Origin of the sequence: Paraburkholderia oxyphila NBRC 105797, assembly GCF_000685075.1 — a bacterium.
GTDB classification, from domain to species: Bacteria; Pseudomonadota; Gammaproteobacteria; order Burkholderiales; family Burkholderiaceae; genus Paraburkholderia; species Paraburkholderia oxyphila.
In genome coordinates, this window is the sequence record NZ_BAYD01000028.1 from 61,232 (window position 1) to 72,675 (window position 11,444).

The window sequence follows — 11,444 nt, forward strand, 5'->3', positions numbered from 1 at the left end:
CGGGAGTGCCCAGAAATCCTGGCTCGGCCAGCCGTTTGTACGTTATTTGTATTGCGTACGTTCTTAGCATACACTGACTATCTAACGTACACGAGGACTTCCCTGATGGCTGCTACCGTCCGCCTCTCCGCCTCAAAGCAGATGGCGCTTAGCCTGGCGTGCGAAGCCTTTGCAGACTCCACGCAGCGATTTCTCGCCGCGCCCCGCCTTGACGTGACCAATCACCCGGAAATGGCTGACGCGGCGATCCACTTCACCGTTTCGGGCAAGCAGTTCGATATGCCCGTGGTCATCTCCCCCAATGCACCCTCCCGGGCAGTCTACGATGCCACCGCTATCGTACGAAACCGGCCACGAGGCCGGCTCGACCCCGCAGCCGGCCGGCCGCTGATGGTGGTCACCAACCACGTGTCGTCCAGGCTCGCCGCGACTCTCATCGCCAACCGTGTACCGTTTCTGGACACAGCGGGGAACGTCTACCTCGACGAGCCGGAGGCAACGGTCATGATCACGGGCCGCCGAGCACCCAGGCTCAAGCACACCGACCTGACCTCGCGCTCGACGACCCCGAAGGGGCTGCGTGTGTCGTTTGCGCTCGCCACCCAGCCCGACCTCGTGGAGCAGCCTTACCGCACCATCGCAGACGCGTCCGGGGTAGCGCTGAACACGGTCAACCTGGCGGTCGATGATCTCGTCGCGCGCCGGCTGGTCATCAAAAAGAAGGACCGCCGGATGATCGCTGACCGGCAACAGTTCAACAAGGACTGGGCCACGCTGTACCCCACCGGGCTGCGCACAAAGCTGGCCTCGCGGCGCTACACCACCAATGTAGGGATTGACTGGTGGAAAAGCGCACCGCTGCAGGACTTCAACGCCCGCCTGGGTGGAGAGTGCGCCGCGGAAGCCCTCACACACGAGAACAAGCCCGTGTCGGTGACAATTTATGCGCACGGTGGGGCTGCACCGCCCCTTATGGCGGCAGCTCGCCTGCGCCCAGACCCTCATGGCGAGGTCGAGATACTCGAGTCATTCTGGCCAGAGCGTGCGGAACAACGCTGGGACGTCCCGCCGGGTGTCGTTCATCCCCTCCTCGTCTACGCCGACCTGATCGCCTCTGGCGACAGCCGGAACCACGCCGTTGCACAGACCATCCATGAACGCTTCCTTGATCGTTAAGGTGCCGGCCGAACGGCCGGTGGCCCCCCTCGCCATTGCCCTGCTCGCCGCCGTGAAGACCGCCTGCGAGACACTCGGCACGCGGTTCGTGCTCGCTGGCGCCACCGCCCGTGACATCCAGTTCTTGCACCTGCACGGCGTGAAGGCGCCGACCGCCACGCGGGACGTGGACGTAGCGGTGTGCGCGATCAGTTGGGAATTTCACCAGCGCCTCATCGACGAGCTACTCGCGACCGGCCAGTTCACACGCGACGCGAAGGCCCAGCAGAAGCTCATATTCCGTCGCAAGGGGGACACGTATGGCGTGCAGCTCGACCTCGTGCCGTTCGGACCGCTGGAAGCGCCGCCGGGCGCCATCGCGTGGCCGCCTGACGGCGATATCGTAATGAACGTGCTCGGCTTCCAGGAAGCCGTCGACACGGCACAGGAGGTCGATATCGGCGAAGGTGTCGTGGTCCCCGTCGTAACGATTCCCGCTTTCGTGCTGCTCAAGCTCATGGCGTGGCAAGACCGGCGGACCCAGAAGAGCACCGACGCTTCGGATCTGCTCTTCGTGCTGCGCCAGTTCTTTTCCGCCGGAAACGAAATGCGCTTGTATGACGAGGGGCTGGATCTGCTCGAAGCCTGCGACTTCAACGCCGAAATCGCGGCCGCAGGCCTGCTCGGGCGGGAGGCACGGGACGTCGCGTACCCCGAAACCAGGGAAGCCGTGCGCGCCATCCTGCAGACACAGGCGACCTATGCAACGCTTAAGGCCGACCTGCTCGCGCGCGCCGCGACGCTCGCGTTCGGTGAGTTCGTCGACGATTCCGACGACCTGCTTGATGCCTTCAGGGCGCAGTTCATGATCGAGCCGGCGGCCGACGGCGCGACCGGAGCTGCCGCTCAGGGCTAGGCTGCGTCGGCAACCTGCGCCGCGCCGACCTCCGCCATCGAACTTGCGACTGCAGGTTGCGGGTGCGGGGTGAACCACGTCGCGAATTACGCCGACATTCAGACTCCGGCCGTAACAGGCGGAATGGACCGTCAGGCCTCGGGCACCTGGGATTCGTGGATGAAACGCGTCGGCGGGTTCTTGCGGATTGAGGTGATCGTAAGTGTTTCCCGTGCACGTGTCATCGCGACGTAAAAGAGCCGCCGCTCCTCCGGCTCAGGGCTCTTCTGGTCAGGCACCACGCTCTCTTCCGAGCGCGTGATCCAGACGTGGTCCCACTCCAGCCCTTTCGAACTGTGCATCGTCGTCAGTACGAGTGCATCGGGCGCGGGCTCGTTGTTCGCCCGCTTCAGGAACTCGATGCGCTCGCTGAATGACCCATTCAATCGAGCGATCACGTCGTAGGTCGCGACGATCGCGCGCTCCGCTGATTCCTTGCGTACATACAGCATCATCCACTCGCGCACGCCCTCGAGCGCCAGCGAGTAGAACTGCCTCTCGCACAGTGCCTGCCACTCGGCGAAGCGCTTCATGAAGCCTCGATAGGCCGTTGCGTTCTCTTCGTGCAGGCCAAGCGCGACCAGATCTTTCTTCTGCTTCTGCACGAGCGTCGTGCCCATGGCGTTGTGCAGCGCCGTCAGGTCGCGCGTGCTCATGCCCGCGTAGCCAAGAACGGCGTCCAGTCCGTTGAGCTTCACGCGTTGCACGATCTGCAGCAGGTTGCACATGAGCGCACCTTCGGGCTGGTCAAGCACGGAGCGACCCGAGGCGCGGTAGTACTTCACGCCGTGCGAGCGGCACACCGACTCGATCGGATCCAGCACGCGGTTGGTACGCGAGAGGATTGCGCACGACTGCCCCGCTGCGAGCAACGGCTGCAGCGCCTCGATGGCGGCCGTCGCGTCCTCGTATTCGTCGTTGAAGCGGCGCGCCACGACGGTACCGCCCGCGCCTTTTTCCGCGTGTAGAACCTTTGCGATCCGGTCGGTGTTGTGCTGGATGAGGCGGTCGGCAGCGGCCAGGATCTCTGAGCGGCAACGGTAGTTGCTCCCGAGCACGACGCGCTGGGCGTCGAACTTCGTCGCGAAGCCCTCCATGCCGCGAAACCCCATCGCAGCACGAAAGCCGTAGATGCTCTGGTCGTCGTCACCCACCACGGTCACGTGCGCGCCGGCGGCGGCATGCAGCTCCACCCACCGGTACTGAAGCGGGTCGGTATCCTGGAACTCATCGACGAGCAGATGGGTGAACGCGTATGGTTCAATGTCACCCGACTCCATACCCGCGATCGCCAGGCGCAACATGTCCTGGAAGTCGATCTTGCCGTTGCGCGCGAGTGCGTCCTCGTATGCCGTGTACAGGATCTCCTCGGGTGACCCTTCGATCGCGTGGGTCACGCCAGTCTTGAGTTGCTCGATGACCGGCACGGCCTCCTCGACTTTCCAGTTCAGCCCCGTCTCCGCAAGCACGCGGATGAGCAGGCCGGTCCGGTCACCCTCCGATGCAATGTCACGACGCTTACCGCCCGGGCGTCCAATCTGCCGGAAGCCCAACGAGTGAAACGTGCCCGCGATCAGACGCGCTTTCGCGCCCGCGCCGGCGAGCGCGAGGATACGCTCGCGCAGTTCCATGGCCGCGTCCTTGCTGAAAGTAACCGCCCCAACCCTGCTGCCGGGAGCCGCGAGCAGCGACGCAGCCTTGGACGCGATGGTTTTCGTCTTGCCAGCGCCGGGGCACGCCACTGCCAGGCAGTGCCCCCGCGCCTGCGCGACTTCGAGTTGCCGGGGGTTCAGGCCGTCGAGCATGGCGCGTCGCTCAGAGGCCTCGAACCGTGGTCATCAGGCGAAGATGGCTCATGTAGCCGCGCACGCCGACCGGGTGGAACTTTCGAAGGAAGCGCCCGGTTTCCTCGTCGACATCGGACTGGTCACGTGCGCCATTCCAGACGAGGAAATCGAAGTTGTCCATCACACGGTCAAAGCGCATGATCACAGCAAGCAGGCGCATCGAGAAGCGGGAGTACGCCTCGACCGTGATCTCCAGGGAGGGCTTGGTGACGGCCGGACGGAACACGATGTCACCGCGCGTGGTCATCTCGCGCTCGGTCCGTCCACGAAAGCGGTCCGCGACCTGGAACTGCTCATCCACATACGCCTCAAGCGCTTCCAGCTGCTTTTCGAACCACGCGCTCACGACTTCCTTTTCCTGCTCGCCAAACGTCGTGTTGCCGAAGCGCTGGATGTTCAGGCTCATGCGGTTGAGATACGGCCACCATTGTTCGAAGAGCGGCCGCAGACGGGTATGGTTCAGACGAACCGTTGCGGGCACGATCGCCGCACCGGCAAGCTGCTTGTCGAGCAGTTGGCGCCCAATCTCACGGCGACGGCGGATGATCGCGACGCGCTCCGCAGGTGGCAGGTCACGGAAGAAGCGACGGGTGCGCTCAACCTGCTGACGCTTGTCGTCGGCTTCCGACTCGCTGATCATGCCCTCGCGTTGCAGCGTTGTCGCGTCGTTCTCCATTTGCTGGAGCTCGTTCTCCAGCTCACCGTCGTCTGCGCCATCGGTCACGTTGGCCAACCCGGCTACGGCTTCATACAGCACGTTACCCGCCTGAAGTGGCGTCGCGAGAGCGGTACCGATTGCCGCGTCGCCGATCTGGATCGTGTCTTCGTTGTTGGTGCTCATGTCGGGCTCCCGGGAAAGTTGCACGCGCACGAGCGCGCGGCATTCACCTATTGTTGCGAGGTCGGACCGACACGCGCGGGCAAAACGCGTGGAAATGAAGGGGCTTTCGGCCCGGCACCGTTCTCCCGGTCAAGAAACGCCGCGCCCGTTTAGGCGCCTAAACGCTTAAATGCAAAAAGCTCACGTTTTCGTGCGCTTTTCGGGAACAGAAACGGAAAAGGTGCGTGGTTCAGGCCGACGAACTCACGATCCAAAGGAGCAAAGGGAGGAAGATGGCGAGGATCGTCCACCACTGCGCGATAATGGGCACGGGCAGCACGAGAACGACGAACGCACTGCCGAGCACCATGAGTACGCCGTGCATCGCCAGGTGGAATGAGAGCGGGCTTGCGAAACCCGCGGCGGCCGCGCGGATCTTGCGCCGCATGGTCCCGTCAACCCACGCAGCGGTGCATAGCACGACCGTTCCAGCGAGCCAGGCCTTCATCACCACCGCGCGGTAGAGCGCGCGGTACATGAGCATCCAGAAGTGGCGGCCCCACCCCTGCGCGAAGCTGCGGGTGCCGTCCGCGTCGAATCCGTCGTCGCCCCCCGCGCTCAGGGTCGCCTGGACCGCGCCGGTCGTCACGAAAAAGCGGCGAAACAGGAGATTCGTCGTGTCGACCGCGTTCGATGCACGTTCGTCTCCGAGCGCCCGTACTGTCGACTGCGATTCCGCAGCGCTGATCTCGAACAGCCCGCGGTCCGGGATGATGGGAAGAAGGACGCTTGCGAGCAGTGGCACAACGAAGAACCACCACTTCACGTGCCGCACGAACCGGCTGCTGCTAGCCATGAAGCGACGCTCCGATACGGAAGATCAGATAGGCGGGAAATGCGATCAGGCCGGCGACGCTGATCCAGAAGCGAACCGGATTGCGTACGATCACGATGGCAAGGCCATAGGCCCGCGCGCCCCGGCCGCGTGCGAACTCGCGCGGCGCGGGCGCTGCGGCGTCATCCTGGGCCGCAGCCGTCGAGAGTGCGCGCCTCGCGGCGTCCGGGTCAAGCCCCGACAATTTCGCTATCAGGGTAGCTGTGAGCGACATCGTAGTCCTCGAAGTAAAGCCGGAATCCCTCTCCGGTGAGCGCGCGCGCGGCAAGCTGGAAAGCCGCGGTCTTGTGCGTGATGCGCTCCGGACACGCCTCGTCGACCATCTCGATGGTGCAATCGGAAAAGCGCGCCTCGAACACGGTCACGGGTTCAAACATCGGCGACCAGATGTGGAGGCGTTCGCCCTGCCGTGCCACGTAGCGCCGCGCGTACAGCAGGTGCGCGCGGCGAAAGAGGCCCTGCATGAAGGCAACGTGCGGCTCGCCGGTCTTGCGTACGCCTTTGTACCCCGCCAGTCCGTCCTCGAGCATCTCGCGCATGAGCGGTTCGCGCTCTCCGACGAACCGCTCGCCGATGAAATCGGCCAGACGCGAGCACGCGAGCTCCAGTTCGGGCGCAAGCGTGAACACCGGCACGAGGTGCCCGGAGAGCTTGTAGTCGCGAATGATTTTTTTGAACACAGTGGAAGTCATGCCTTTTTTAATCAGCCTTGCAGGATTGGAATACGGCCCTGATACACAGCGCCACCGGAGATGCGCATGAAGTACTGCAGGTTGGGCAGCCGCTGGATCAGCGCTGTCGGAATGAGCGGCGCCTTCTCCAGTTGCAGCGATCGCGTAATGCCACCGTTGAATTCGCCAATGTGACCTTCGCTGCCACGGCTCGTGGACCCGGAAATCTGGATGTTGCGGATCGCTGTCTCCCCGACCTTGTCCGAGAACCACTGGGCAGTGTCGCTGTCTTCCAATCTTAGGATGACCTGGTTATTGAGATTACCCAAAACCTGCAGCATCTTCGCGGCGTTTCCGAGTTTGGCCTCCAGGTCCGAGCGGGTCTGGAATGCGACGAACGCCTTGAAGCCCGCTCCACGCCCCTTGTTCAGGATCTGGATCACCTGCTCGTTGATCGCCTCGGCTACCTCATCGATGACCAGAACGACATCAGGGTTGGTCTTGTAGAAGTTGTAGATCGCGCCACATACGGCCGCCACGTCGGCAAGGACCAGCGACGCAATCGCCTTCTGCACGATGCTGTTCGAGAGCGAGTCGAACCCCATGTAAAGGACGGCTTTCTGCTTGATGATCCGGTCGATGTCCCAGATCTCGCGTTCGTCCTCGAAGTCCTCGACCTTCGGTGCAAGCATGAGACCCGTCTCGCCGGTGGCCAGCATCTGCAGTAGCGGCATCACCGACGCGATCACCCGTGTGTAGTGATCGCGATCGTGCGTGTGGGTCGCGATGAGCCCGTCGATCGCCTCGTGCCCGAGGTTCTCGTGCGCATACCGTTCGTTGTACAGCATCACCATGGCATCGACGTCCGACACACTGCCGGGCCTGCCGCCAATCTGCGTCCTGGTGGTCGCGACGAGCTCCTCCCAGTTCGCGAGGCCCGCGTCACGGAAGAACCGTTCGAGACTGCGCTCGAGCAGCTTCGCGACGCCGGCCTGCGCGTACTTCAGGATCGAACGCAGATTCGGTTTGTCACCGACGTACAGCTCGCCCTTCACAGCGCGATCGATGAAGAGGAACGCGAAGTCGCGGAACGGCCCCTCCTCCATCAGCTGCGCAATGCGGCCAGGAATTTCCGATGGCTGCGACCAGTTTTCGAGCGGGTTCAGCCGGATCGACTCAGAGGGCTTCGCCTGGCTAAAGTACAGGAACTTGCGGCCGGTGCGCGCGCACTCGCGCTCCACGCGCGCCTTCCAGTCCTTGTCGTTCTTCGGGTCGATGATGATCAGCACGTCACCCATATGGATGACCTGGGTGGAGAGAACCTCATAGGTGCGGGTCTTGCCCGAGCCCGTGGTGCCCCCGACTGCGGTATGGCCGCCCATCGCCTTGTAGTGGAAAGGCACGAACCCCTTGTCTGGCTCCATGCCGTGTATCCATGACGCGCCCTGCGGCATGCGGTCCCGGATGCTGTCGGCCGGCGCGAAGAGCCTCTCGATCGCCTCCTGGATTTTGCGACCCCGCCGCGTCTTGCCCAGCCACTTTGGCAAACCGGGGATGTCGGTCGTTGGCATGCGCAGGATGTCGTGCGCGATCTGACAGTGCTTCTGCGTCCATTCAAAGCCCATCCCGAGGTACATCGAATCGCTCTCCTCACGCATGTGCTTCTGGATGCGCAGCAGCCGGGGCACAGGCAGTGTCGTGAGCCACTTGGTCGAGATGGCGAGGCGAAAGCGCAGTGCCTTCCAGACCTGCAGGCCGCGAAGCAGCAACGGCACGAGCGCTGCGAGCCCGAAGACCCAGCCGTAAGGCATGCCAGTGAACGGCAGCCAAGCAAACGCGACGAACCAAAAGATCGTGGCGCGCAATTCGTAGATCGGCCGGAAATGGTTGATGTAGCTGGTCGTTGCGTTCATTCGGCGCGCTCCACGATCAACTCGCCCGCGCGAGGCGCGAGCACGATTTCCGCCTGCACGTTCGCGACGAGCAGGCCGCGCCGCCTGAGATGTTCAACGAGGGTGTCGCTCGCCACGCCATAGCTACCCACGAGACGTTTGGGCACCGCGAGTCCCTTGTCGGTCCAGTTGACCCTTGCCTTGCCAGCGGCGACGTCTTCGGCGAGCGCACGGAAGAACTCGCGGATCATGTTCGGTTGTCCCTCCAGAACCTGATCGAAGGCTGGCGGCACGGAAGCACGCGCCGGACGCCCTGCTGGACGCATGGACGCCGGATCGACGGACGCCGGTGGCGGACTCTCACCCGAAAACGGCAGTCCAAGCTGCGAATCGTCTTTCGCGCGCGTGTCTGGCGCAGTAACAGAAGGCAGTGGTGTATCAGGCGACCCGCCAGCGTCGGCCGGCGCGAGCGACGGAGCTAGTGTGAGTTTCGGGTCAGCGACGGGTCCGGCTGACGCTGCGGGAAACGCCGCCTCTGCGATCGCTTCCGGTGCGATTGTCGCGCTGGGTTGAGGAACAGGTGGTGCGACGGAGGCAGTTGCTGGCGCAGGCGGCACAGGCGTGGCCTTAGTCACGACGGGTTGGACGGCTGCAGCGACGTGAAGGGCAGGTGGCACCGGGTATTGCACGGCTTCATAGACAGCGTGTTGCGCCTTGCGGTCAAAGTCCGCCGCCACGGCCACGGCCTGCCGCACGACCTTGTGCACAAGGGACTCACCGCCTTGCGGTTGTGCAACCGGATTGATCGCGCCGAAAAGTTGCGCGAGCACCTCGGCCTCGTAGCCACCCAGCAGATCGTGGCCGATCAGGTTCTGCGCGAACAACGCCGTACGCATGCGTTCGACAGGCAGCGGTGCGGCCCTGCGCTGCAGGGCGTATACATCTCCCGCGAGCCAGGGTCCGAGCGCTCCGTGTGCAGCCGGATTCCATTCCACCCGGTCCCGATCGCGCAGTACGACGAAGTGCCGGTACGGTTCGTCGAGCCCCGAGCACACCGCGGCGAGGAAGACCGCGTGGTTGTACTGCGGTTCGACGTGCCTGCGCCTCTCCGACGACAGGTTCGTGCCGAACTTCTGCCCACCGGCGAGCCGCATCGCGTAGAACGCGGTCTCGACCGTGCACCGAAACGCCCCGCCTGGCTCACGATAGAGCATGGGCGAATACGGCAGGCTCGAAAACCACGTCGCGCAACGCACGAGCAGTGCGTTCCAGTGCAAACGGTATTCGTCCTCGCTCGCCTCGTTGGCGGCCTGCCGGATGAGCGCAACGCGGCGGTCGTGCGCGGCGAGCAGCGCGGGTGCCTCCATCGGCTGATGCAGGGCCGTGCCACTCACAGGATGCCTCCCGTCGCAATGCTGGCTGCCTTTTTCATCATCGAGCCCGATGCGTTGGCACCGCCTCCGAACATTCCTGCCATCTTCGGAATCTCAAACGAGAGCAGGAAGACGAAGAGCGAAAGGTCAAAGACGTATGACGCACCTTCCGCCGTCGAAAGACCCTTGGCAACGGCCCCTGCGATCGCGGTGTTCAGCGACGTAGCGACGAGCTTGAGCAGGATTGCTGAGACCACGCAATACATGCCTGCGCTGACCATGTAGTCGAGCCACGACCTGAAATATCCCCGCGTGTACGACGAAAAACCGAGCGCGACCGCTATCTGGCCCACCACGATGCCGACTGCGGCCTGGATGAGGCCGAGATTGTTAAAGAAGGCGAAGACGATGCTGGTGATCACCAGGACGATGTAGGCGAGAAGCATCGGGATCATCGAAATCGTCAGTGCAACGAAGTTCGTCCAGGATGTGCCTTCATACGCCTTGACCACAGCCTCCATGACCGCGCCGCCGGCCGCGGCCATCGAGGAGGCGACGCCCTGCCCCGCGCCCGCCTGGATCATGTTCGCAAGCGTCTGGAACCAGTTGTAAAAGCCCGGTGCGAAGGTCTGGTAGCTCACGTAGATTGAGGCGAAGATGCCGAGCATTCCGATCTCTTCAAACACCGTGACCCAAGCTGACACAGGATCCCGGGTGGCGGAATACCGGACATACGTCAGAACCAGCGTGATGACGCCGAGGCCTGCGGCGAACTTGTCGGCTTCGCTCTTGATACTCTGGCTGACGGTGACCGCTGCCGGGATGACCGAGGCGAAAAGCTCGGCAGCCTTTGCTGCCGCCCTGGATGCGCCCGCGGCAATCTCCCCCTGTTTCATTGTCGAGCCGAACGTGTCGTTGCCTGACGAGGAAGGGGTAACGGTCGTGCCCGACGACGGCGTAATCTGCTGCCCCTCAGCCGGAGTATCGTCAGCCCACGCGGATGCTGCGCACACGCCGAGCAATACGAAGGACACCATCAGGCCGGCGATGAACTGTCGAAAGCGCATCTCGTACCACCTCAATTGCCGCTGGGCAGCGCGTCAAATGCAGCACGCTCGGCGTCCTGCTGCGTCGTGTAAGCCTGTGCCGCAGACAGCCGGTTCTGCGCGGCGGCGGTCGTCGAAGCCTGCTGCTGTGCGTCGTTCTGCGTTTTGGCGGCCATCATCTGAAGAAGGTCGGAATTCTGGCTCGTGACAATGTCCAGGTAGTGCGTCGTCAGTTCAGCCGTCGCCTGCTGGGTCGGCGTGAGCGACAATTGCGACTGCAGTGCCGAACGGCGTTGCGCCAGCGTCTGGATATGCTGGTTGACGTCATTGCCCATCTGGAAGAGGCTCGTCGCACTCGCGCTGCCCTGCTTGTACAGCGCGTTCATGTCGGAGAGCCACTGGGTCGGTGATTTGCCTGATGTCGAGATGAGGTTCTGGACATGCGTGATGTAGGCACCGCCCTGTTGCAGCGTTCCGTACAGGCTCTGCAGATTGCTGACGTACTGGTTGACCTTCGAGATGTCGCCCGTGATCTGGTCGAACTGGGCCTTCATCGCCACCGGGTTCAGGTTTGTCGCCTGCAGCAGCTGGTTCGCCATCATCTGGTACTGGTAGACGATGTTTGTGTTCTGGTAGATCTCGCCCTTGACCGCTTCGGCCGCCGTCATGGCGTTCTTGGCGAAGTTGGTCGGATCGAACACGATCATGGTGGCGAACGTCGACTGGCATGCACCGATCGCAAGTGATGCGACCACGGCCGCCTGCAGCAGTATTTTCTTCATGGTCATCG

Annotated in this window: 11 protein-coding genes; 2 read left to right on the forward strand and 9 right to left on the reverse strand. The window is 63.3% G+C overall.

The window, feature by feature from the left end:
* Positions 1-105 precede the first annotated feature (105 nt).
* On the forward strand, positions 106-1,176 hold the full coding sequence (locus tag BO1_RS18875; RefSeq protein ID WP_028218893.1) for a type IV toxin-antitoxin system AbiEi family antitoxin: 1,071 nt from the start codon (positions 106-108) through the stop codon (positions 1,174-1,176).
* Positions 1,154-2,071 carry a nucleotidyl transferase AbiEii/AbiGii toxin family protein gene (locus BO1_RS51695; protein WP_043285395.1) on the forward strand — a complete coding sequence of 306 codons (918 nt, stop codon included), beginning with the start codon at positions 1,154-1,156 and terminating at the stop codon, positions 2,069-2,071. The genes BO1_RS18875 and BO1_RS51695 overlap by 23 nt, the downstream gene beginning before the upstream one ends.
* A gap of 131 nt (positions 2,072-2,202) precedes the next feature.
* Here the strand turns inward: BO1_RS51695 and BO1_RS18885 are convergent, their stop codons facing one another.
* The 9 genes from BO1_RS18885 to BO1_RS18925 all read right to left on the reverse strand — a co-directional run bounded on the left by BO1_RS18885 (position 2,203) and on the right by BO1_RS18925 (position 11,436).
* Positions 2,203-3,915: an ATP-dependent helicase gene (locus BO1_RS18885; RefSeq protein WP_028218894.1), complete on the reverse strand. Its 1,713-nt coding sequence runs from the start codon at positions 3,913-3,915 to the stop codon at positions 2,203-2,205.
* 10 nt (positions 3,916-3,925) lie between these two features.
* Positions 3,926-4,798 carry a hypothetical protein gene (locus BO1_RS18890; protein WP_028218895.1) on the reverse strand — a complete coding sequence of 291 codons (873 nt, stop codon included), beginning with the start codon at positions 4,796-4,798 and terminating at the stop codon, positions 3,926-3,928.
* Positions 4,799-5,027: 229 nt separating this feature from the next.
* Positions 5,028-5,633, reverse strand: a complete 606-nt coding sequence (locus BO1_RS18895) for a DUF4400 domain-containing protein (protein WP_028218896.1) — start codon at positions 5,631-5,633, stop codon at positions 5,028-5,030.
* Positions 5,626-5,856 carry a hypothetical protein gene (locus BO1_RS18900; protein WP_322788533.1) on the reverse strand — a complete coding sequence of 77 codons (231 nt, stop codon included), beginning with the start codon at positions 5,854-5,856 and terminating at the stop codon, positions 5,626-5,628. The genes BO1_RS18895 and BO1_RS18900 overlap by 8 nt, the downstream gene beginning before the upstream one ends.
* Positions 5,843-6,364 carry a hypothetical protein gene (locus BO1_RS18905; RefSeq protein ID WP_028218898.1) on the reverse strand — a complete coding sequence of 174 codons (522 nt, stop codon included), beginning with the start codon at positions 6,362-6,364 and terminating at the stop codon, positions 5,843-5,845. The genes BO1_RS18900 and BO1_RS18905 overlap by 14 nt, the downstream gene beginning before the upstream one ends.
* An 11-nt stretch (positions 6,365-6,375) precedes the next feature.
* A complete protein-coding gene (traD, locus tag BO1_RS18910; protein ID WP_043285398.1) occupies positions 6,376-8,256 on the reverse strand; it encodes a conjugative transfer system coupling protein TraD in 1,881 nt (626 codons plus the stop codon).
* Positions 8,253-9,629 (reverse strand): TraI domain-containing protein, encoded by a 1,377-nt coding sequence (locus BO1_RS18915; protein WP_322788534.1) that lies wholly within the window; start codon positions 9,627-9,629, stop codon positions 8,253-8,255. The genes traD and BO1_RS18915 overlap by 4 nt, the downstream gene beginning before the upstream one ends.
* Positions 9,626-10,675, reverse strand: a complete 1,050-nt coding sequence (locus BO1_RS18920; RefSeq protein ID WP_028218901.1) for a type IV secretion system protein — start codon at positions 10,673-10,675, stop codon at positions 9,626-9,628. The genes BO1_RS18915 and BO1_RS18920 overlap by 4 nt, the downstream gene beginning before the upstream one ends.
* Positions 10,676-10,686: 11 nt before the next feature.
* Positions 10,687-11,436: a type VI secretion protein gene (locus BO1_RS18925; protein WP_028218902.1), complete on the reverse strand. Its 750-nt coding sequence runs from the start codon at positions 11,434-11,436 to the stop codon at positions 10,687-10,689.
* Between the last annotated feature and the right edge of the window lie 8 nt (positions 11,437-11,444).

What these genes read in the sequence shown, in the direction of transcription:
- BO1_RS18875 (WP_028218893.1), top strand. Translation starts at nt 106, where the DNA reads ATGGCTGCTACCGTCCGCCTCTCCGCCTCAAAGCAGATGGCGCTTAGC.
- traD (WP_043285398.1), bottom strand. Translation starts at nt 8,256, where the DNA reads ATGAACGCAACGACCAGCTACATCAACCATTTCCGGCCGATCTACGAA.
- BO1_RS18925 (WP_028218902.1), bottom strand. Translation starts at nt 11,436, where the DNA reads ATGAAGAAAATACTGCTGCAGGCGGCCGTGGTCGCATCACTTGCGATC.
- BO1_RS18920 (WP_028218901.1), bottom strand. Translation starts at nt 10,675, where the DNA reads ATGCGCTTTCGACAGTTCATCGCCGGCCTGATGGTGTCCTTCGTATTG.
- BO1_RS18885 (WP_028218894.1), bottom strand. Translation starts at nt 3,915, where the DNA reads ATGCTCGACGGCCTGAACCCCCGGCAACTCGAAGTCGCGCAGGCGCGG.
- BO1_RS51695 (WP_043285395.1), top strand. Translation starts at nt 1,154, where the DNA reads ATGAACGCTTCCTTGATCGTTAAGGTGCCGGCCGAACGGCCGGTGGCC.
- BO1_RS18905 (WP_028218898.1), bottom strand. Translation starts at nt 6,364, where the DNA reads ATGACTTCCACTGTGTTCAAAAAAATCATTCGCGACTACAAGCTCTCC.
- BO1_RS18895 (WP_028218896.1), bottom strand. Translation starts at nt 5,633, where the DNA reads ATGGCTAGCAGCAGCCGGTTCGTGCGGCACGTGAAGTGGTGGTTCTTC.
- BO1_RS18890 (WP_028218895.1), bottom strand. Translation starts at nt 4,798, where the DNA reads ATGAGCACCAACAACGAAGACACGATCCAGATCGGCGACGCGGCAATC.